This window comes from Hydrogenophaga crassostreae (genome assembly GCF_001761385.1).
Classification (GTDB): domain Bacteria; phylum Pseudomonadota; class Gammaproteobacteria; order Burkholderiales; family Burkholderiaceae_C; genus Hydrogenophaga; species Hydrogenophaga crassostreae.
Genome location: NZ_CP017476.1, coordinates 1,100,607 through 1,120,672 on the forward strand (window position 1 = coordinate 1,100,607; position 20,066 = coordinate 1,120,672).

General features: G+C 60.8%; 19 protein-coding genes and 1 tRNA gene. 9 read left to right on the top strand and 11 right to left on the bottom strand.

The genetic code is table 11. From position 1 onward, the window contains the following. Nucleotides 1-74: 74 nt before the first annotated feature. Entirely contained in the window at nt 75-956 is an 882-nt protein-coding gene (panB, locus tag LPB072_RS05245) for a 3-methyl-2-oxobutanoate hydroxymethyltransferase (protein ID WP_066088423.1), read from the bottom strand. Between the two features lie 69 nt (nt 957-1,025). On the opposite strand from panB, the gene nadC reads away from it, so the two are divergent. After that, complete coding sequence (gene nadC, locus LPB072_RS05250) at nt 1,026-1,889, top strand: carboxylating nicotinate-nucleotide diphosphorylase (protein WP_066088426.1); 864 nt, start codon at nt 1,026-1,028, stop codon at nt 1,887-1,889. 31 nt (nt 1,890-1,920) lie between these two features. Next, nucleotides 1,921-3,036, top strand: coding sequence for a quinolinate synthase NadA (gene nadA, locus LPB072_RS05255; protein ID WP_066088429.1), 1,116 nt, complete (start codon nt 1,921-1,923; stop codon nt 3,034-3,036). A gap of 74 nt (nt 3,037-3,110) precedes the next feature. Here nadA and rpoZ read toward each other — a convergent pair whose 3' ends face one another. The 3 genes from rpoZ to LPB072_RS05270 form a co-directional block, all read right to left on the bottom strand. Next, nucleotides 3,111-3,314 carry a DNA-directed RNA polymerase subunit omega gene (gene rpoZ / locus LPB072_RS05260; protein ID WP_066088432.1) on the bottom strand — a complete coding sequence of 68 codons (204 nt, stop codon included), beginning with the start codon at nt 3,312-3,314 and terminating at the stop codon, nt 3,111-3,113. Between the two features lie 25 nt (nt 3,315-3,339). Further along, entirely contained in the window at nt 3,340-3,960 is a 621-nt protein-coding gene (gene gmk / locus LPB072_RS05265; RefSeq protein WP_066088435.1) for a guanylate kinase, read from the bottom strand. 84 nt (nt 3,961-4,044) lie between these two features. After that, complete coding sequence (locus LPB072_RS05270; protein ID WP_066088789.1) at nt 4,045-4,974, bottom strand: YicC/YloC family endoribonuclease; 930 nt, start codon at nt 4,972-4,974, stop codon at nt 4,045-4,047. 61 nt (nt 4,975-5,035) lie between these two features. Between LPB072_RS05270 and LPB072_RS05275 the strand changes: the two genes are divergently transcribed. The 5 genes from LPB072_RS05275 (at nt 5,036) to hemW (ending at nt 9,735) form a co-directional block, all read left to right on the top strand. After that, complete coding sequence (locus LPB072_RS05275; RefSeq protein WP_066088438.1) at nt 5,036-6,043, top strand: serine/threonine protein kinase; 1,008 nt, start codon at nt 5,036-5,038, stop codon at nt 6,041-6,043. Further along, on the top strand, nt 6,040-6,939 hold the full coding sequence (locus LPB072_RS05280; RefSeq protein ID WP_066088441.1) for a PP2C family protein-serine/threonine phosphatase: 900 nt from the start codon (nt 6,040-6,042) through the stop codon (nt 6,937-6,939). The genes LPB072_RS05275 and LPB072_RS05280 overlap by 4 nt, the downstream gene beginning before the upstream one ends. A gap of 164 nt (nt 6,940-7,103) precedes the next feature. Further along, nucleotides 7,104-7,832, top strand: a complete 729-nt coding sequence (rph, locus tag LPB072_RS05285) for a ribonuclease PH (protein WP_066088444.1) — start codon at nt 7,104-7,106, stop codon at nt 7,830-7,832. A gap of 17 nt (nt 7,833-7,849) precedes the next feature. Next, nucleotides 7,850-8,470, top strand: coding sequence for an RdgB/HAM1 family non-canonical purine NTP pyrophosphatase (gene rdgB / locus LPB072_RS05290; protein ID WP_066088447.1), 621 nt, complete (start codon nt 7,850-7,852; stop codon nt 8,468-8,470). 83 nt (nt 8,471-8,553) lie between these two features. Then, entirely contained in the window at nt 8,554-9,735 is a 1,182-nt protein-coding gene (gene hemW, locus LPB072_RS05295) for a radical SAM family heme chaperone HemW (protein ID WP_231943503.1), read from the top strand. A gap of 249 nt (nt 9,736-9,984) precedes the next feature. Here the strand turns inward: hemW and LPB072_RS05300 are convergent. The 5 genes from LPB072_RS05300 to LPB072_RS23055 form a co-directional block, all read right to left on the bottom strand. Beyond that, nucleotides 9,985-10,060 (bottom strand) — tRNA-Thr (locus LPB072_RS05300). Between the two features lie 10 nt (nt 10,061-10,070). Beyond that, nucleotides 10,071-11,081 carry a class 1 fructose-bisphosphatase gene (locus tag LPB072_RS05305; RefSeq protein ID WP_066088450.1) on the bottom strand — a complete coding sequence of 337 codons (1,011 nt, stop codon included), beginning with the start codon at nt 11,079-11,081 and terminating at the stop codon, nt 10,071-10,073. 55 nt (nt 11,082-11,136) lie between these two features. Then, on the bottom strand, nt 11,137-13,833 hold the full coding sequence (gene pepN, locus LPB072_RS05310; protein WP_197508907.1) for an aminopeptidase N: 2,697 nt from the start codon (nt 13,831-13,833) through the stop codon (nt 11,137-11,139). 65 nt (nt 13,834-13,898) lie between these two features. Further along, nucleotides 13,899-15,003, bottom strand: a protein-coding gene (gene prfB, locus LPB072_RS05315; RefSeq protein WP_096349052.1) for a peptide chain release factor 2 whose coding sequence is annotated in 2 segments (ribosomal slippage) — nt 13,899-14,921 and nt 14,923-15,003 — 1,104 coding nt in all. Because the reading frame shifts where the segments join, the coding sequence is not laid out codon by codon here. 96 nt (nt 15,004-15,099) lie between these two features. Next, nucleotides 15,100-15,426 (bottom strand): hypothetical protein, encoded by a 327-nt coding sequence (locus LPB072_RS23055; RefSeq protein WP_082876830.1) that lies wholly within the window; start codon nt 15,424-15,426, stop codon nt 15,100-15,102. A gap of 211 nt (nt 15,427-15,637) precedes the next feature. Here LPB072_RS23055 and LPB072_RS05330 point away from each other — a divergent pair, with 211 nt between their 5' ends. Further along, nucleotides 15,638-16,576, top strand: coding sequence for an alpha/beta hydrolase (locus tag LPB072_RS05330; protein WP_157694125.1), 939 nt, complete (start codon nt 15,638-15,640; stop codon nt 16,574-16,576). Between the two features lie 15 nt (nt 16,577-16,591). On the opposite strand, the gene LPB072_RS05335 is transcribed toward LPB072_RS05330, so the two are convergent. Beyond that, a complete protein-coding gene (locus LPB072_RS05335) occupies nt 16,592-17,527 on the bottom strand; it encodes an alpha/beta fold hydrolase (protein WP_066088798.1) in 936 nt (311 codons plus the stop codon). 35 nt (nt 17,528-17,562) lie between these two features. Between LPB072_RS05335 and LPB072_RS05340 the strand changes: the two genes are divergently transcribed. Next, a complete protein-coding gene (locus tag LPB072_RS05340; RefSeq protein WP_082876832.1) occupies nt 17,563-19,377 on the top strand; it encodes an acyl-CoA synthetase in 1,815 nt (604 codons plus the stop codon). A 29-nt stretch (nt 19,378-19,406) separates the two neighbouring features. On the opposite strand, the gene LPB072_RS05345 is transcribed toward LPB072_RS05340, so the two are convergent. Then, nucleotides 19,407-19,994, bottom strand: a complete 588-nt coding sequence (locus LPB072_RS05345) for an OmpA family protein (RefSeq protein ID WP_066088466.1) — start codon at nt 19,992-19,994, stop codon at nt 19,407-19,409. Nucleotides 19,995-20,066: the final 72 nt, after the last annotated feature.

Here is a 20,066-nt window from a genome sequence, read left to right on the forward strand (position 1 = left end):
CGGCTTTACCGGGCTGCCGGCTGCCCCCTTGAGGGGGTGACGCACCGCAGTTGCGGCGCAGGGGTGGGTCAGGTTCACCAGGCGTGCAAAGCGTTGTCGGGGAAGCTGCCGTCTTTGACGGCCGCCACGTAAGCGGCCATGGCTTCACGCACGCTGTCTGCGCTTTCCATGAAGTTGCGCACAAACTTGGGGTTTTTGCCCAGATTGATACCCAGCATGTCGTGCATCACCAGCACCTGACCTGCCGTACCGCTGCCCGCGCCAATACCGATGGTGTGGCAGGTTTTGAGTTCTTTGGTGATGTCGGCAGACAGGTCGATGGGGACCATTTCCAGCACCAGCATCGACGCTCCGGCTTCCTGCAGTTCGATGGCATGGCGGCGCAGCTGCAAGGCGGCCGCATCGCCCCGGCCTTGAACCCGGTAGCCACCGAGTGCGTGCACCGTCTGGGGGGTCAGTCCCAGATGCGCGCACACGGGAATGCCGCGCTCGACCAGGAAACGCACGGTGTCTGCCGTCCATCCGCCGCCTTCGAGCTTGACCATGTGCGCTCCTGCGCGCATCAGCACCGCTGCGCTGCGGAGGGCTTGCTCCTTGCTTTCGTGGTAGCTGCCAAAGGGCAGGTCACCGATCACCCAGGTGGTGGCCTGCACGCGCTGCAGACCGCGCACCACGCATTCGGTGTGGTACTGCATCGTGTCCAGCGTGACGCCGACCGTGCTTGAGCGGCCTTGGCACACCATGCCCAGCGAGTCGCCGACCAAAATGCACTCCACTCCCGCCGCATCAGCGACCGCAGCGAACGTGGCGTCATACGCGGTGAGCATGGTGATTTTTTCGCCGCGATCGCGCATTTCTTGCAGCCTGGGCAGGCTGACTGGCTTGCGCTGAGGCAGCGGCGAGGCAGAGGGAAGGGTGCCGTAGGGCGTGCCGGACGGGGTGTTGGCTGCTGTCATATTGAGTGCTCCTCGGTTTTCGGCTTTGGATGCAGGGCACTATATTCGATCCCGTTATGCTTGGCGCCTATGAAACACCTCTCAGAATTTTCTGCGCTTGATATTTCGGAACTGGCGCGCGCCGATGTGGCCCGTGCTCTGGCCGAAGACGTGGGTGAGGGAGACCTCACGGCGGCCCTTGTAGATGCCGGGCGCAGCGCCAAAGCGCGCATTCTGGCGCGAGAGTCGGCGGTGATCTCTGGTGTGCCCTGGGTTGAAGCAGCGGTGCTGTCTTGTGACCCGTCGGCCCGAATCACCTGGTGCGTGGGCGAGGGTCAGCGCTGCGAGGCGAATCAGGTCGTGGTTGAGTTCGAGGGCAATGCCCAGGCTTTGCTCACGGCGGAGCGAACCGCGCTGAACTTCCTGCAGATGATGTCGGCCGTAGCGACAAAAACGGCGGTGTTTGTGGCGGCGGTCGATGGCACCAAAGCGCATATCGTTGACACACGAAAAACGCTGCCTGGCTTGCGTATGGCGCAAAAAGTGGCCGTGAAGGTGGGTGGCGGCGTGAACCACCGCATCGGCCTGTACGACGCGGTTTTGATCAAAGAGAATCACATCGCCGCTGCGGGGGGTGTTCCCGCCGTGCTCAAGCGCGTGGCCGAAACCGCGCCACAGGCCCGCTTTGTGGAAATTGAGGTTGAAACGCTGGAACAGCTCGACGAAGCCTTGGCCAGTGGCGCCAGAATGGTGTTGCTGGACAACATGGATGTGCCCACACTGAAAGAGGCGGTGCGCCGCAACGCCGGGCGTGCCATTCTGGAGGTATCGGGTGGCGTGAGTCTGGAGACTGTGCGCGCGCTGGCTGAAACGGGCGTGGACCGCATTTCCATCGGCGCTTTGACCAAAGATGTGAAAGCGGTCGATTTTTCGATGCGTTTCGACGCCTTTTAAACACTTGACGGCACTGAAAGGAGTCCCCGCTATGAACACCTCCGCAAACGACAGCACTGTGATTGACGTGGAGTACGAGCAGCCTGCCTGCCCGACGAAGCACGCCTGGGCGCGCGTACCGGTGGAGCCTGGCCCCAAACAGCGTGCCGAGCTGAAAGAGCGCATTCGCCAGTTGCTCAAAGAGCGCAACGCGGTGATGGTGTCGCATTACTACGTGCATCCCGATCTGCAAGATCTGGCTATTGAAACCGGTGGCATCGTGAGCGATTCACTGGAAATGGCGCGCTTTGGCCGCGATCATTCGGCACAGACGCTCGTGGTTTCGGGTGTGAAGTTCATGGGCGAAACGGCCAAGATTTTGAGCCCCGAGAAGACGATTCTCATGCCGGATCTGGACGCGAACTGCTCTCTCGATCTGGGTTGCCCCATCGATGAATTCAGCGCGTTTTGTGACCAGCATCCCGACCGCACGGTGGTCGTTTATGCCAACACCAGCGCGGCCGTGAAGGCCCGTTCCGATTGGTTGGTGACCAGTTCGTGCGCGCTTGATATCGTGAGCGCGCTCAAGGCAAGGGGCCACAAGATCCTGTGGGCGCCCGACCGCCATCTGGGCGGCTACATCCAGCGCGAGACCGGGGCCGACATGCTGATGTGGGGCGGGGCCTGCATCGTTCACGACGAGTTCAAGGCGTTCGAACTGGAGGCGCTCAAGAAGGAGCATCCAAAAGCGAAGGTTTTGGTGCATCCCGAAAGCCCTGCCGATGTGATCCAGCTGGCCGATGCCGTCGGCTCCACCTCGGCCATCTTGAAAGCCGCCCGCGAACTGGACGCCCAGGAATTCATCGTCGCCACCGACAACGGCATGATGCACATGCTGCGCCAACAAAACCCCGGCAAGGTGTTCATTGAAGCCCCCACAGCGGGCAACAGCGCCACTTGCAAGAGCTGTGCGCATTGCCCATGGATGGCCATGAACGGTTTGGCGGGCGTGGCACAGGTGCTGGAGAAAAACCTGAACCAGATTCATGTGGACCCGGTCTTGATCCCTCGCGCGTTGCAGCCCATCGACCGCATGTTGGCCTTCACCGCAGCCCAGCGCGGCGGTCGGGACCCTGGCGCGCTGGTACCCAACATCGGCGCTGCCTGATTCGGGCTGCCGATCCGCAGACGCAAAAAAGCCCGCAACAGCGGGCCTTTTTTGTGGGCAGACCGATCAGACGATCAGAGCGGCACTTTTTTGAGCATTTCGATGCCGACTTTGCCTTCAGCGATTTCGCGCAAAGCGGTCACACCCGGCTTGTTCTTGCTTTCGATCTTGGGTGCGTGGCCCTGGCTCAGCATACGAGCGCGGTAGGTTGCTGCCAGCACAAGCTGAAAGCGGTTGGGGATTTTTTCCAGGCAGTCTTCGACGGTAATGCGTGCCATTTGAGGGCTCCAGGTAGCATTGAGTTCAGGGAATGTTGAGTGCCTTGAAGGTATCGCTGCGGGCGATACGCTGGGCGGCGAACTTGAGCCGCTGGGCATGGACGATGGCCTTGAGATCAAACAAGGCCCGCTCGAACAACTCGTTGATTATAACGAAATCAAACTCATGGGCGTGGGCCATTTCGGCCGAAGCATTCTGAATGCGAACTTCGATCACTTCGGCTGTGTCTTCGGCCCGGCGCTCCAGTCGCGAGCGCAATTCCTCCCAGCTGGGCGGCAAAATGAAGACCAGCACGGCATTGGGGAAGATTCGTTTGACCTGGATCGCGCCCTGGAAGTCGATCTCCAGCACGACATCGGCACCCTGTGCCATGCGCTGTTCGATGGTGTGTTTGGAGGTGCCGTAACGGTTGCCGTGCACCTTGGCCCATTCAAGAAAGCCGTTCTGGATGACCATTTGGTCAAATGTTTCGTTGGACACGAAGTAATACTCGCGGCCGTGAAGTTCCTGGCCACGGGGTGCACGGGTGGTGTGCGAAATAGAAGGTGCGACGCGGGTGTCGAGTTCCATCAAGGCCTTGACCAAGCTGGATTTTCCGGCCCCGCTGGGGGCTGCGACGACGAAGAGATTGCCGGGGTATTGCATATGGGGAGTCGATTCAGGGCTCACGCATGTGAGGAGAGGTCAGACCGCAGGGGCGCCCCATGGTAAAGCGTGGGAGGTTCAGGTTCATTCGATGTTCTGAACTTGTTCGCGCATCTGTTCGATGAGCACTTTCATATCGACTGAAATACGGGTGAGTTCCAGGCTGGATGACTTGGATCCCAGCGTGTTGGCTTCCCGGTGCAGCTCCTGAATCAGGAAATCGAGCCGTTTGCCGACTTCTGCGCCCTTTTTCAACAAACGCTCGATTTCGACCAGGTGGGAGTCGAGACGGGTGAGCTCTTCCGCCACATCGATGCGGATGGCAAACGCTGTGGCCTCCGTCAAAGCACGGTCGCGGGCCATATCGCTGGTGATGGCATTGCCTGTGGCGCTGGCCGAGGCATTGAGCGCTTCGTTCCAGCGGTCGATGAAGCGTTGGCGCTGTTGCTCAACCAGCTTGGGAATGAGGGGTTGGGCGTCTTTTGCCAGGGTTCGTAGCTGTTTCAGGTGGTCCAGCAGCATGGTGGCTAGCCGCTGGCCCTCGCGCTCCCGGGCGGTCAGCAGTTGTTCAAGGCCCGATTTGGCCAAGTCGATCAGGCCGTCGTGCAGTTCACCCGGCTGGGATTGGGGGCGTCCGGTGAGCTGCAATACCTCAGCCACCGACAAGGGCGCTGCGTTGGGCAACCAGGCGCGCACGTTGTCTTGCAGCGACACCATTTTCTGGATATCGGCCACGCTCGGCGCGCGTGGGCCGGTATCGGCACGGCCTTCAACCCAGGCCCGAACCTCAACCTTTCCCCGTTTGAGCCGAGAAATCAGTAGTTCGCGCAACGCGGGCTCCGTGCCGCGCAGGTCGTCGGGGAGCTTGAATGTGAGGTCAAGAAAGCGGCTGTTGACCGATCGAATTTCCAGTCCCAAGCCTGGTTTGGCATCTCGGGAGGGCTCACCTGCCGGCCCATTTTCGAGATTGCCAGACTGGGCTGAAGCGTAGCCGGTCATACTGTAAACTGCCATCGAGATGTGTCCCATCAGTTGGAGTGGGCCAAAACGAGGCGTTCCGGAACCCATCCGAATTATGTCAAAGGTCAAACCCGCCCCGCTGCCACCCGATACTGTGATCGGTGGCTATCGCATCGTGCGCAAAGTTGCTGCCGGTGGTTTTGGTGTTGTTTACCTCGCGGTGGACACCGAAGGCCAGCAGGTGGCTGTCAAGGAATACCTGCCTTCATCGCTGGCCAGCCGCGGTCCGGGCGAACTGCTTCCGCAGGTTCAGCCAGAGAAGCTGTCGTTGTACCGCCTTGGTTTGAAGAGTTTTTTCGAAGAAGGCCGGGCGCTGGCCCAGATTTCGCATGCTTCGGTGGTGAGTGTGCTCAACTTCTTCCGCGAAAACGAAACCGTTTACATGGTGATGAACTACCTGGAAGGTTCGTCCTTGCAGGAATTCATCATCACAGCGCGGGATCTCAAGAAACAGAAGGTATTTCGCGAGTCCACCATTCGCTCGCTGTATGACGAAGTTTTGCGGGGTTTGCGCATCGTGCACCAGCACAAGATGTTGCACCTCGACATCAAGCCCGCCAATATCTTCGTCACCGACGACAACCGCGCCGTGCTGATCGACTTTGGGGCCGCACGCGAAGTGCTGAGCAAAGAGGGCAACTTCATTCGTCCGATGTACACGCCCGGATTTGCCGCGCCCGAAATGTACCGGCGCGATTCAAGCATGGGGCCGTGGACCGATATTTACGCCGTTGGCGCATGCATTTACGCCAGCATGCAGGGCTATCCGCCAAACGATGCGCCGCAGCGCCTGGAAAAAGACCGTTTGTCGCTTGCGCTGTCGCGTTTGCGCGGTGTGTACTCCGACAACCTGATTGAGGTGGTGGAATGGTGCATGTCGCTTGACCCCTTGTCTCGTCCCCAGTCTGTGTTTGCGCTTCAAAAGGAGCTCAGCCGGGAAACCGAGCGCAGCTACACCAAGCTCACGGTGGCCGAAAAAATGCGTTTGCAGTTTGACAATATCGTCTCTGAGAACAAGAAGCCGGGCCGGCGATCCACCGCCCCAGCCACGAAGTTGCGATGAAATTTTCGGTTTACCAAATCAGCCGTCAAGGCGGGCGCGAGCGCAACGAAGACCGCATGGGTTACACCTACACGCGGGAGTCGGGCATGTTTGTGTTGGCCGATGGCATGGGCGGGCACCCTGAAGGGGCCATGGCCGCTCAGTTGGCTTTGCAGACCATGTCGGCCTACTTCCAGAAGGCGGCCAACCCCACGGTGCGGGAGGTGCCGGAATTCCTCTCCAGCGCGTTGATGGCAGCCCATCACCAGATCATTCGTTATGCCGCTGAAAAAGGCATGCTCGATACGCCAAGAACCACGCTGGTGGCCGCGGTGATGGAGCGCGGCAACATGCACTGGGTGCATTGCGGCGATTCGCGCCTGTACATCGTGCGCGATGGCGAATTGCTGACCCGCACGCGCGATCATTCCTACATGGAGCAGCAAGCCCATCTGGGCCGCAATACGCAAAACATCAACCGCAATATCCTTTTCACCTGCCTGGGCTCGCCTGCCAAGCCGGTCTTTGATCTTTCCGGCCCCATACAGCTCAAGCAGGGCGACCGCGTGTTGCTGTGTTCCGATGGCCTTTGGGGCACGGTGAAAGACAGCGAAATTGCCCACGAGCTGGCAGGCAATGTTCTGGAACACTCGGTTCCCGAACTGGTTGAACTGGCGCTCAAGCGGGGCGGGCCCCGTTGCGACAACGTGACCATTCTCGCCATGGAGTGGGAAACGCCAGGCGACTTCCAGAGCACCAGCGTGTCAACCGAAGACATCGAAGAGGGCGTTTTTGCCTCCACAATCCAATCGGGTGTGGCCGATCCCACCATCGAAGACATGGACGACGAGGCCATCGAAAAATCGATTGCTGAAATCAACGAAGCGATTCGCCGCACCGCCGAGCGCAACGCCTGAATTTGACCCACCCCCGCGCCGCCCGCGGCGTCATCCCCTCAAGGGGGCGGCGCTGGCGGCCCGACTAAGCCGGTTCCGCGGCGCCCTGGGTTGACTGCCCTCGCACACGGCCAAGCCTTCATCTTCGGCCTTCAAATACCAACCTTTTACTGAGATTGCCCCCAATGACTGCTTCGACACGCCCCGACAACCGTGCGCCCGACGCCCTGCGCCCCGTGCGCATCACCCGCCACTACACCATTCATGCCGAAGGCTCGGTGCTGATCGAGTTCGGCAACACCAAAGTGTTGTGCACTGCTTCGGTGGAAGAAAAAGTACCGCCGCACAAACGCGGCAGTGGCGAAGGCTGGGTCACGGCCGAATACGGCATGCTGCCCCGTGCGACCCACACCCGCAGCTCGCGTGAGGCTGCCAAAGGCAAGCAGAGCGGCCGCACGCAAGAGATTCAGCGCCTGATCGGACGTTCGCTGCGCGCCGTGTTTGATCTGAAGGCCTTGGGCGAGCGCACCATTTCTTTGGATTGCGACGTTTTGCAGGCCGATGGTGGCACGCGCACCGCCAGCATCACCGGCGCCTACGTGGCCGCTGCCGATGCCGTGGCCACGTTGCTGAAAGGGGGGCTCATCACCGAGTCGCCCATCAAGGGTCCAGTCGCCGCCATTTCTGTCGGCATCTTGAACGGCACCCCGTTGCTGGACCTTGAATACGTCGAAGACTCCACCTGCGACACCGACATGAATGTGGTCATGACCGGCGCCGGCCATTTTGTGGAAGTGCAGGGTACGGCTGAAGGTGTGGCCTTCACGCGCCAGGAAATGGACGCTTTGCTGGCTTTGGCAGAAAAAGGCATTGATGAGCTCGTCAAGCTACAGGCCCAGGCGCTGGCTGCCTGATTGTCGAAAGCGTAGTTATGAAACTGGTTCTCGCGTCAAACAACGCCGGCAAGCTGGCCGAGTTGCAAGCCCTGTTTGCGCCCTTGGGCGTGGAGCTGGTGCGCCAGGCCGATCTGGGTATTCCCGAGGCGCCCGAGCCCCATTGCACTTTCGTTGAAAACGCCCTGGCCAAGGCGCGCCACGCGGCCAAAGTGAGCGGCCTGCCCGCGCTGGCAGACGACGCGGGCCTGTGCGTGGAGGCGTTTGGCGGCTTGCCTGGGGTGGACACCGCCTATTACGCGACCCGGTTTGGTTACGCCAAGAGCGATGACAACAATGTGCGCGCCTTGCTGGAACAATTGGCTGGTGTGACCGACCGTCGCGCCGCTTTGGTGAGCACGCTGGTGGCCTTGCGCAGCGCCGAAGACCCTGAGCCTTTGATCGCCACCGGCCGTGCGCCGGGCCTGATCACGCAGGCGCCCGTGGGCGATGGCGGTTTTGGGTTTGACCCGGTGATGTTTTTGCCCCAGTTCGGCAAAACCTTCGCCGAGCTCTCCACCGAAGACAAAAACGCCAACAGCCACCGCGGCAAAGCGGCGCAGCAGATGCTGGCGTTGATGCGCGAGCGTTGGTTCGCCGCTTCGCCCGCACAACCATGAGCGAGCCGAAAGGCGTTCGCGTGGCCTTGCCCGTGAGCAGCAAGGCTCAGACCGAACCCCATTGGAGCGACGTGGCGCACTGGATGCGCCCCGGTACCTTGCAGCTGCAAGGCCTGCCACCGCTTGCGCTCTACATCCATCTGCCGTGGTGCATCAAAAAATGCCCTTATTGCGATTTCAACTCGCATGAGTGGAGCGCGCGCGCCCAGCCGGGTCAGCCGCTTCCCGAACAGGCCTATCTCGATGCCCTGCGCGCAGACCTGACCGCTTCGCTGCCCTTGATCTGGGGCCGCAGTGTGCACAGCATCTTCATTGGTGGAGGCACGCCCAGCCTGTTCTCGCCCGAAGCGATTGACCGATTGCTGGGCGATGTGCGCGCGCTGGTGCGGCTGGATGCCGACGCCGAGATCACGCTCGAAGCCAACCCGGGCACGTTTGAAATAGACCGCTTCAAAGCCTTTCGCCAGGCGGGCGTCACGCGTTTGTCCATCGGCGTGCAAAGCTTCAACGATAGCCACCTGAAAGCCTTGGGCCGCGTGCACGATCGCGCCCAGGCCATGGCCGCGGTCGAAGAGGCCGCGCGGTCATTTGACACCTTCAACCTCGATCTGATGTACGCCTTGCCAGGCCAGAGCCTGGCTGACTGCGAAACCGATGTGCGCACCGCACTGGCCTTCCAGCCACCCCACATCTCCATCTACCACCTCACCCTGGAACCCAACACCTACTTCGCCAAATTCCCGCCTCAGGTGCCGGAAGACGACGACGCCTACGCCATGCTCGACCGCATCACAGAGCTCACCGGCGAGGCCGGCATGCAGCGCTACGAGGTCTCGGCCTTCGCCCGCGCTGGTCACCGCTGTTGGCACAACCTCAACTACTGGCAGTTTGGCGACTACCTGGGCATAGGTGCAGGCGCCCACAGCAAACTCAGCTTCGCCCACCGTGTGGTGCGCCACGTGCGCGCCCGCGACCCGGCGCTCTACATGGAAAAAGCCCTGGCGGGCGACGCCGTGGTCAGTACGGAAGCCGTCGACCGCAAGGCCTTGCCGTTTGAGTTCATGCTCAACGCCACCCGCCTGCGCGAAGGGTTTGACCTGCAGGATTTCCTTGATCGCACCGGTTTGCCCATGTCGAGCATCGAGGCTGGCCTGTCCACTGCTGCAGCCAAAGGCATGGTGCTTCGGGAAGCATCACGCGTGGTGCCTACCGAGCGGGGCTTTGACTTCTTGAGCGATTTGCAGGAACTGTTTCTGGCTGATTGAGTGCACCCTGGGCAACCTGACTCGATTCAGGGGGGGCAGAGACGCATGATCAGCTAGGTACGCTGAAGTTCGAAGGCACCCGTAGGGATGTCTTTGGTGTGTGGAGAACCGGGTGAAGTCCTGGACGCCAAGAAACCGGAATCCGGGCAGGTTTCCAGTGTTTGTGTAGAACCAAGATCCATGGTTTCTAACAGGCCAAAAAAGAAAAAGCCCACTACCTTTTAGGTAGCGGGCTTTCCTTTGTTTCATTGGTGCCGGAGAGATGAATCGAACACCCGACCTTCTCATTACGAATGAGCTGCTCTACCGACTGAGCTACACCGGCAATCCTACGATTATAGCCCGGTGTGATAGCTGGTGATGCGCTCGACTTCGTTTTTTGAGCCCAGCACCACGCTGACGCGTTCGTGCAGCTTGGTGGGCTGGATGTCGAGGATGCGTTCGCGGCCGTTGGTGGCGGCGCCGCCGGCTTGTTCGATGAGCCAGCTCATGGGGTTGGCTTCGTACATCAGGCGCAGCTTGCCGGGCTTTTCGGGTTCGCGTTTGTCCCAGGGGTAGAGGAACACGCCGCCGCGGGTAAGGATGCGGTGCACGTCTGCCACCATGCTGGCGACCCAGCGCATGTTGAAGTCTTTGCCGCGTGGGCCCTCTTTGCCGGCCAGGCACTCGTCGACATAGCGCTTCACGGGTTCATCCCAGTGGCGCATGTTGCTCATGTTGATGGCAAATTCCTGGGTGTCGGCGGGAATCGAGACGTGTTCTTTGGTCAGCACGAAGGAGCCTTGTTCGCGGTCAAGCGTGAACATGGCCACACCATCGCCCACGGTGAGCACCAGCGTGGTCTGTGGACCAAAGACGCAGTAGCCGGCGGCTACCTGCTTGCTCCCTTGCTGGAAGAAGTCTTCTTCGGTCACACCGCGGGCACCTTCTGGTTTTTTCAGTACGCTGAAGATGGTGCCGATGCTGACGTTGACATCGATGTTGGAGGATCCATCGAGGGGATCAAACAGCAACAGGTATTCGCCTTGCGGGTAGCGGTTGGGCACCACATAGATGCCTTCCATTTCTTCGCTGGCCATGGCCGCCAGGTGACCACCCCATTCGTTGGCTTCGATCAAGACCTCGTTGGCAATGATGTCGAGCTTTTTCTGCATCTCGCCTTGCACGTTTTCCGTGGTGGCTGAGCCCATGACCTCGCCCAGTTCGCCTTTGTTGACGGCCTGGCTGATGCTTTTGCTGGCGCGGGCCACCACTTCAAGCAGCAGGCGAAGGTCGCCAGGAATGTGGCCGTCGACGCGCTGTTGTTCAACGAGGTAGCGGGAAAGAGAGACCTTTTTTTTACTCATGTTGTTTCCAGGGAGGAGAGCAAGGAATGCTGTTCAGGGTTGACGCACCGGGCTGTCATTCCGCGAGAGATCGGGTGATCACTTCCCGCACATCGTTGCTGAGGTTGGGCTTGGCGGCCACGCGGGCGATCGACTCGCGCGCTGCGGTGCGGTAGGGCTCTGCCAGCTTTTTCCAGCGGTCCAGAGCGCGCGCCAGACGGGCAGCCACTTGCGGGTTGAACGCATCGAGTTCGATGACACGCTCGCTCCAGAACACGTAGCCGGCCGCATCGTTGCGGTGGAAAGCACCGGGATTGGCGTTGCAGTAGCTGAAGATCACGCTGCGCGCGCGGTTGGGGTTCTTCATCTGGAAATCGGCGTGTTTCATGAGCTGGCGCACCGCGGGCAGGATGTTGCCGCCGCGGTCGGGTGCGCCGGCCTGCAGCGCGAACCACTTGTCGATCACCAGGGCATCACCTTTGAACAGGGCGTGGAAACGCGCCAGGGCATCTTGGGCCAGCGGCTGACCACTGCTCACCAGTGCCAACAGGGCATTGAAGCGGTCGGTCATGTTGCCGGCGTCTTTGAAGTGTTGCAGCGCCTTGCCAGGCCAGACCGGGCTGCCATTTTCACGCGCTGCGAGGCAGAGCATGGTGAGCGACAGGCCTGCGAGCGCACGGCGGCCGGCGCTGGTGGCGTCGGGCTGGTAAGCGCCATTGTTTTTGTGGGCGTCGAAGGCCCATTCCCAATCGCCGTGCAATGCTTCGGCCAATTGCTCCCGCATGGTTTCGCGCACCGCGTGGATGCGCTGCGGGTCGACCACGTCGAGTTGCTCGGCGATGTAGGTTTCGCTGGGCAGGGTGAGGACGAGTTCTTTGAACGCGGCGTCGAGTTGGGGGTGGCGCAGCACGGTGCGCATGGCGTCAAGATAGGCGTCGCTGAGTGGCTGGGCTGGAGGCGCACCTTCCGCTCGCACGGCCGTCAGCGCCAGTCTCAAGGCCAGTCGCTGGCCGGCTTCCCAGCGGTTGAAGGCATCGCTGTCGTGGGCCAGCAGGGTCAGCAGTTGGGCATCGCTCAGTTCGATATCGAGCACCACGGGCGCCGAGAAGCCGCGCAGGATGGACGGCACCGGCTCTGTTTCGACGTTGACGAAGGTGAACGTTTGATGGGTTTCATTGAGCACCAGCGTGTGGTTGCTGCCCAAAGCAGGGCTGTCGCTGCCCAGTTGCAGGGGAATGGCGGCACCGGTGGCGTCAACCAGCCCGAGGGTCACGGGAATCAGGTAGGGCTCCTTCTGGATCTGCCCCGGTGTGGGTGCGCAAGACTGGCTGAGCGTGAGCGAGTAGCTGCGCTGAGCCGCGTCGTACGCCGCCTGGGCATGCACGACCGGTGTGCCCGCCTGGCTGTACCAGCGTTTGAATTGGGGCAGTTGCCTGGCGAGCTCGGAGGTCGGGTTGGCATCGGCCATGGCCTGGATGAAGTCATCGCAGGTAACGGCCTGGCCGTCGTGACGCTCAAAGTACAGCTTCAGGCCCTGGGCGAAGCCATCGCGGCCGACCAGCGTTTGCACCATGCGAATGACCTCGGCGCCTTTTTCGTAGATGGTGACACTGTAGAAATTGCTGATCTCAACATAGGTGTCGGGGCGGATGGCGTGGGCCATGGGGCCGGCATCTTCCGGGAATTGCGCGGTGCGCAGGACGCGCACGTCTTCGATGCGCTTGACCGCGCGCGCCGACGGCTCGGCGCACATGTCCATGCTGAACTCCTGATCGCGGAAAACCGTGAGGCCCTCCTTGAGCGAGAGTTGAAACCAGTCGCGGCAGGTGACGCGGTTGCCAGTCCAGTTGTGGAAATACTCGTGGCCTACGACCGACTCGATGTTGGAAAAATCGACATCGGTGGCTGTGGCGGGGCTGCCCAACACGTATTTGGTGTTGAAGATGTTCAGACCCTTGTTTTCCATCGCGCCCATGTTGAAGTCGCTGGTGGCAACGATCATGAAGCGCTCCAGATCGAGTGGCAGGCCAAAGCGGGCTTCGTCCCAGATCACGCTATGGATCAGCGCGTTCATGGCGTGTTCGGTTTTCTCCAGATCACCGGGGCGCACGTAGATCTGCAGCAAATGTTCTTTGCCCGAGCGGGTGGTGATGCGCTGGTTGCGCGACACCAGCGAGCCGGCGACCAATGCAAACAGGTAGCAAGGTTTCTTGTGCGGATCGACCCACTTGGCGAAATGACGGCCATCAGACAGCTCGCCTTCTTCGACGAGGTTGCCGTTGGACAGCAGCACCGGGAACTTGGTCTTGTCGGCCCGCAGCGTCACGGCGTAGCTTGCCATCACATCGGGGCGGTCGAGGAAATAGGTGATGCGACGGAAACCTTCGGCTTCGCACTGCGTAAAGAAAGTGCCTTCGCTTACATACAAACCCATGAGCTGGGTGTTCTTCTCGGGTGCACAGGTGGTGAAGATTTCCAGCTCAAAGGGTTCGTTGCCTTCGGGCAGGTTTTCCAGCACCAGCGTTTCGCCGTCCAGTTTGAACGAGCAGCCAGCGCCGTTGAGCATCACGCGCGCGAGGTTCAGCTCTTCGCCGTCCAGGCGCAGCGCCTGTGCGGGCACATCCGGGTTGCGGCGCAGGCGCATCTTGTTGAGCACCCGTGTCTTAACCGGATCGAGATCGAAGCTGAGATCGACCGTATCGATCCAGTAGGCGGGGGCGGCGTAGTCTTCGCGGCGCACCGTGACCGGATTGCCTTCGCGCAGTGTGCTCATGCTGTTTCCATTTCAAAATCGGGTCGAACCACTGTGCCGTATACAGCCCGGTGGTTCGATAGGGGTCAGACCCCTTGTTTCAAGGACGCTTCGATGAAGGCATCAAGATCGCCATCCAGCACCTTTTGCGTCGCTGAAATTTCAACGTTGGTGCGCAGGTCTTTGATGCGGCTGTTGTCGAGCACGTAAGAACGGATCTGGTGACCCCAGCCCACGTCGGTCTTGGTGTCTTCCAGCTTTTGCTGTTCTTCTTGTTGCTTGCGCAACTCGTGGTCATACAGGCGCGATCGCAGGCGCTTCCAGGCCACATCGCGGTTCCCGTGCTGGCTGCGGCCGTCTTGACACTGCACCACGATCCCGGTGGGGATGTGGGTCAGGCGCACAGCCGAATCGGTCTTGTTGATGTGCTGACCGCCAGCGCCCGAGGCACGGTAGGTGTCGGTTCGCACATCAGACGGGTTGATGTTGATCTCGATGGAGTCGTCGACTTCGGGGTACACGAACACCGATGCAAAAGACGTGTGACGGCCGCCCGAAGAGTCGAAAGGGCTCTTGCGCACCAGTCGGTGTACACCGGTTTCGGTGCGCAGCAGGCCAAAAGCGTATTCGCCTTCGATCTTGATGGTGGCGCCCTTGATGCCCGCCGTATCGCCCGCGGATTCGTCTTCGATCGTGGTCTTGAAGCCTTTGCGTTCAGCGTAGCGCAGGTATTGGCGCAGCAACATGCTGGCCCAGTCGCAGGCTTCGGTGCCGCCCGCGCCGGCCTGGATATCCAGGAAGCAGTTCAGCGGATCTGCCGGGTTGCTGAACATGCGGCGGAATTCGAGTTTTTCGACTTCGGCGGCCACTTTGGCGGCTTCGCCTTCGATGGTGATCAGCCCGGCTTCGTCGCCATCGGCTTCAGACATCTCAAACAGCTCGCTGTTGTCGGCGAGTTCACCGGTCAGGCGATCGAGCACGATCACCACATCTTCCAGCGATTTTTTCTCGCGACCCAGGTCTTGCGCCCGCTTGGGATCGTTCCAGACGGTGGGGTCTTCCAGCGCAGCTTCGACTTCTTTTAACTTGGATGCTTTGGCATCGTAGTCAAAGATACCTCCGTAACTCGGCCACCCGCTCGGTCAGGTCGGCGAGGGAATTGCGGATGGTGTTGGTGCGTTCGGCTTCCATGATGGGCTTTCCTGTTGTGCGTTCAAAAGGGAGGATTTTCTCATGCGCACGATGGCATTCCCCGCTTTGTATGCCGGGTGTTGGCCGGGAGAAGCCTCAATAGCGCAAGGTGGCCCCGATCATGACCGCTGCGAAGCCCAGCCACCGGGTCTGAAGCGACACATTGGGTGTGATCTGGTAGCCCAATGTGGGCACGATGCCAGGAGAAAAACCGCCCACGTTGAAGGGCACCTTGTTTTGGTAGGGGTGCACGTAGCCATAGAGCGCGCCGGCGCTCACCGAGGTGAACAGTTTGGGCAGGGCAGGTATGGGATGTGGCCAGGTTTTCCCGACAAAGACGTACACCGACGGTTGGCCAAACGAGTTGGTGAACAGGCTGAAGCCACAGAAACGGTCGTCCACCAGGTTTTGCTGGGCGCTCATTGCGAGAACCTGCCTGTGTTCATCGGATGGTGACCAGTGTCTCGTGTAGGTCGACACAAACACTTCCCGGTGGCCTGTGCCCGGTGGCTCGCTCAAGGCGTTGGCAAGCCCGGGACAGAGGGGGTTCTCGGCATGGGCGGCGGACGCGAGGAGGCATCCGATTGCGCTGAGCCACAACAAGCGGTAGATGAATGCCCTAGGATGCGGAGCCATGGGAAACCGGAAAAAACAAAAACAAATGCGCCTGATCGCGCGGCGTGGCCTACAGGCGCTATGCGGCGCCGCTTTGGGTCTGGCGCTGTTGGCAACGGCGGGTTGCGCCAGCGTTGATGAGTGGGGTAGGGCGAAAGTGTACAGACCTACCGCGATCAATGATCACCAAGTCTGGAAAGACCTTCTTTCTACCCGCCCTGATGTGCGCACGCTGGAGGTTGCTGTGGGGGACGGGGGCGGACGGGTCACGGTGCTCACCGTGCCGGCAGCCGAAGGTGTGGTGACCGCTGGCGAAGTTCGCGTTTTGTACCTGCACGGCACATTTCGCCACGCTTTTCGCAATCTGCCAAAAACGGTGCCAATGGCTGCGGCTGGCCTGACGGTCTTCGTACCGGACTACCGGGGCTGGGGCGTGTCGAGCCCGTTGTTGCCGAGCGAAGCATCCATTCAAGAAGACGCGCTGGCGGTTTGGGAGGCGCTGCAAAGGCTGCCGCCAAACCATGGAAGTGGCTTGCCGGTGCGCTGGGTGATCTATGGGCATTCGATGGGCAGCGCGGTGGCTGTGGCTCTGGCGGACCAATTGAAGGCGAAAAACGCTTACTGTGCCTTGGTGCTGGAGAGTTCGTTCACCAGTTTTTCGGATGTGGCCTATGCCGCCGTTGGCTGGGTCGGGCGCGGGTTGGTGGCAATGGGCGATCAGCGAATGGACGCGGGTGCCCTGATGGCCAACGTGCAGCCCCCCGTGTGGTTCTTGCACGGCGAGCAAGACAACACCGTGCCCATGCACCTGGGGCGACGCCTGTTCGAGCTGGCGCCACAGCCCAAAACCTGGGTGCAATGGCCTTTGGGGCACAGCGATTTGCACACCGACCCCACCGGCCGTTACGAACAGGTCTGGCGCGACATACGCAGCGCCTGCGAAAAGCAGCCGGCCTGATGGCCTGTTGGCGCGCTATCTGGCGGTGAAAAACCGCTCGAGCAGGGCGGCCAGCGCCTGGGGTTGATCGTGGTGCATCATGTGTCCCGCGTCTTGAATCACCGCGCTTTCGACTTGAGGGACCTGGATCAGGCGCTCAAGGTATTCGGCCAGGGTGAACTGGCCTTTCCACCACTGCGACAGGCTGTCGTCGCTGGCCGTGATGCTGAGCACCGGCGCGCTGATGCGGCGGTAGGTCGCCAGGGTTTCTTCAACCTGGTAAATGTGGGCGTTGCTGATTTTGTGGGCAGGTTCACCCAGGATCGCCCAGCGACCTTGCGCATTGGGCGCGGCCCAGTGGCTGGCGAGCCAGGTGGCTTTGTCTTCACCCAGCCGGGGGTTGGTTTTCATCAGGCGGCGGGCCACGCCGTCTACCGAGTCGTAGTCTTTCAAGGCGGTTTCGCCGCGGCGCAAGGCTTTGAGCTCGTCCATCCATTTGGCATACCGCTCAGGAGCCTGTGCAGGGCGGGTCGCCGGCAGACCAAAACCTTCAAGATTGACCAGACGGTTGATGCGTTCGGGGCGCACGCCGCCATACATCATGGCAATGTTGCCGCCCATGCTGTGGCCGACGAGGTCGACAGCGGCGCCTTCGCCCGCAAAGTGGTCGAGCAGCGCATCGAGGTCGGCCAGGTAATCTGGAAACCAGTAGCAATCGACCGATGCTGCGTTGGCCTGGTCTGCACCGATCAGCCTGCTTTGGCCAAAACCACGCCAATCGGGGGCGATGATCCACCGGTTTTGGGTCAGGGCGTCCACCATGAACTGCCATGATGCGGCGACGTCCATCCAGCCGTGCACCAGCACCAGCGGGGGGTGGTCGGGCTGGCGCTCACCCCACTGTAGGACGTGGTATTGATGGTCCCGTATGGGGACAAACGTGCTGCGTGAAGGCTTCAAGGCTTGGTACATTCGATTGATCATAAAGACACGGATGGAGACAAGCGATGCGGCAGAGTCAAGGCAGAGACAGGTCCAGGCCCGGGCCGCAATCGGTCGCCAGCGTTGGCAGAGCAGCGGTGTCCGATGGGTACGAAGCGCTGCACGGTGGATTTGGGTGGTCCGTTCCGCACCAGTTCAACATGGCCGAGGTGTGTTCCAGGCGTTGGGCGAGCAATTCAGCCACCGCTGACCAAACCGCGGTGATTGCCTGTGACGCTGAATTGAAGGCGGTGCACCACAGTTACGCGTCGTTGCAAGAGCAGGCCAACCGGTTGTCGAATGCATTGAAAGCCATGGGCGTGGGGCGAGGGGACCGCGTGGCCATCGTGATGCCGCAACGTTTTGAGACCGCAGTGGCCTACATGGCGGTACTGCAAATGGGCGCTGTGGGCATGCCTTTGTCGCAGCTGTTTGGACCGGATGCGCTGGAGTTTCGCCTGCAAGACAGCGAGGCCAGGGTGGCTTTGTGTGATGGCAGCACGCTGGCGGCTGTGTTGTCGGTGAGTGGGCAGTGCCCGAATTTGCGCACGGCGGTGGGCCTGGGACTGGGCGCGGTCGCGTCCTCAGCAGCGGCCCTGGACTGGGCGACGCTGCTGAATCAGGCTTCAAACCGTTTCAAACCCGCGCAAACGCTGGCCGACGAGCCCGCTGTTTTGATTTACACCTCTGGCACCACCGGCAACCCCAAAGGCGCGTTGATTCCACACCGCGCCTTGATCGGCAATTTGACGGGCTTTGTTTGCAGCCAGAACTGGTTTGGCTTTGACCCGTTCGATGCCAGCGCACCATCTGAGGCCATTTTTTGGTCGCCGGCCGACTGGGCCTGGACAGGTGGTCTGATGGACGCCTTGTTGCCCACGCTGTATTTCGGCCGCCCGATCGTGGCGTTCAATGGCCGCTTCAGTCCGCAGACGGCCTTTGATTTGATGGAACGCCACAAAGTAACCCACACGTTTTTGTTTCCCACGGCGCTCAAGGCCATGATGAAAGCGGTGCCTCAGCCGAAGCGGCAATACCGCCTGAACCTGCAAGCCATCATGAGTGCGGGCGAGGCGGTTGGCGATGCCGTGTTTGCCTATTGTGAAAAGCAATTGGGCGTGACCGTGAACGAAATGTTTGGCCAGACCGAAATCAATTACATCGTGGGCAATTGCGTGCGCCTGTACCCGGCCAGGCCTGGCTCCATGGGCAAAGGCTATCCGGGCCACCGGGTTGCTGTGATTGATGATGAGGGCCAGGAGTGCGCGGTCGGCGTGCCCGGTGATGTGGCGGTGCACCGGCTGGATCGCCATGGTGATCCCGATCCGATTTTCTTTTTGGGCTACTGGAAGAATGAGGCCGCCACGCACGGAAAATACACTGGCGATCCCGCGAACAGCTGGTGCCGAACAGGCGACATGGCCACCCGCGACGCCGAAGGCTACCTTTGGTACCAGGGGCGCTCGGACGACGTGTTCAAAGCCGCGGGCTACCGCATTGGGCCAAGTGAAATCGAAAACTGCCTGGTCAAACACCCTGCTGTGGCCAACGCCGCCGTGGTGCCCAAGCCCGATCCGGAACGCGGCGCGGTGGTAAAGGCCTATGTGGTGCTGGCGCAGGAGTACCTGGATGCCCAGAAAATTCGTGATGCCGAGGGTTTGCTCGCCTTGAAGGAGCGGCTCGCGAAAGCGCTGCAAACCCATGTGAAAGGGCAACTGGCGCCTTACGAATACCCTAAAGAAATCGAATTCGTTGACAGCTTGCCCATGACCACCACGGGCAAGGTTCAGCGACGGGTGTTGCGCTTGCAGGAGGAGGCGAGGGCGAGGGCCAGGCAATGATCCCCCGCTGTGGCCCCTGCTTCTAGGGCTTATTGTTCGGTGATGAACACTTCAACGCGTCGGTTGGCCGCACGGCCGGCCGACGTTTTGTTGTCAGCAACAGGCTGGTCAGCGCCCCAGCCCTGTGTCGTGAAACGCTCGGCGGCCACTTTTTGGCCAATCAGGTAGTCGCGCGTGCTTTCTGCGCGCTTGGCTGACAGGGGCAGGTTGATGGCATCAGAGCCCGTTGCATCGGTGTGACCGATGATTTCAATGGCGCTGCCGGGGTGCTTTACAAGCACTTCAGCCAGCGATTTCAACATTTTTGCCGACGAGCTTTTGATGGCTGCACTGCCCAGACCAAATGAAATGTCTGAAGGAATGACCAGCTTGATCCGGCCTTCTGCTGTGTCTCTGACTTCGACGCCCAGGGTTGTGAGGTCGTTGCGCAATTCGACTTGCTGAGCGGTCAGGCCAGCCGGTTCGGCAGGGGCTGTTGCCGCAGGCGCCGCCACCGCTGGCTGGTCTTTGTTTTCATTGCTGGCATCGCTGGGTGGCGTGGTGCAAGCGGTCAACCATACGCAACTGAAGGCCAGACCCAGGGTGGCAGCGCGGTGAAAGATGATGGGTAGTGGCATGGTCTGTTTCCTCTTAAGAATGGATACGCGGTGAACAGATGAACTGAGCCCCGGCGCCTGTGCCCTGTTGGC

Coding starts and splice junctions, on each gene's coding strand:
- panB (WP_066088423.1), bottom strand. CDS start 956: ATGACAGCAGCCAACACCCCGTCCGGCACGCCCTACGGCACCCTTCCC.
- nadC (WP_066088426.1), top strand. CDS start 1,026: ATGAAACACCTCTCAGAATTTTCTGCGCTTGATATTTCGGAACTGGCG.
- nadA (WP_066088429.1), top strand. CDS start 1,921: ATGAACACCTCCGCAAACGACAGCACTGTGATTGACGTGGAGTACGAG.
- rpoZ (WP_066088432.1), bottom strand. CDS start 3,314: ATGGCACGCATTACCGTCGAAGACTGCCTGGAAAAAATCCCCAACCGC.
- gmk (WP_066088435.1), bottom strand. CDS start 3,960: ATGCAATACCCCGGCAATCTCTTCGTCGTCGCAGCCCCCAGCGGGGCC.
- LPB072_RS05270 (WP_066088789.1), bottom strand. CDS start 4,974: ATGGCAGTTTACAGTATGACCGGCTACGCTTCAGCCCAGTCTGGCAAT.
- LPB072_RS05275 (WP_066088438.1), top strand. CDS start 5,036: ATGTCAAAGGTCAAACCCGCCCCGCTGCCACCCGATACTGTGATCGGT.
- LPB072_RS05280 (WP_066088441.1), top strand. CDS start 6,040: ATGAAATTTTCGGTTTACCAAATCAGCCGTCAAGGCGGGCGCGAGCGC.
- rph (WP_066088444.1), top strand. CDS start 7,104: ATGACTGCTTCGACACGCCCCGACAACCGTGCGCCCGACGCCCTGCGC.
- rdgB (WP_066088447.1), top strand. CDS start 7,850: ATGAAACTGGTTCTCGCGTCAAACAACGCCGGCAAGCTGGCCGAGTTG.
- hemW (WP_231943503.1), top strand. CDS start 8,554: ATGCGCCCCGGTACCTTGCAGCTGCAAGGCCTGCCACCGCTTGCGCTC.
- LPB072_RS05305 (WP_066088450.1), bottom strand. CDS start 11,081: ATGAGTAAAAAAAAGGTCTCTCTTTCCCGCTACCTCGTTGAACAACAG.
- pepN (WP_197508907.1), bottom strand. CDS start 13,833: ATGAGCACACTGCGCGAAGGCAATCCGGTCACGGTGCGCCGCGAAGAC.
- LPB072_RS23055 (WP_082876830.1), bottom strand. CDS start 15,426: ATGAGCGCCCAGCAAAACCTGGTGGACGACCGTTTCTGTGGCTTCAGC.
- LPB072_RS05330 (WP_157694125.1), top strand. CDS start 15,638: ATGGGAAACCGGAAAAAACAAAAACAAATGCGCCTGATCGCGCGGCGT.
- LPB072_RS05335 (WP_066088798.1), bottom strand. CDS start 17,527: ATGTACCAAGCCTTGAAGCCTTCACGCAGCACGTTTGTCCCCATACGG.
- LPB072_RS05340 (WP_082876832.1), top strand. CDS start 17,563: ATGCGGCAGAGTCAAGGCAGAGACAGGTCCAGGCCCGGGCCGCAATCG.
- LPB072_RS05345 (WP_066088466.1), bottom strand. CDS start 19,994: ATGCCACTACCCATCATCTTTCACCGCGCTGCCACCCTGGGTCTGGCC.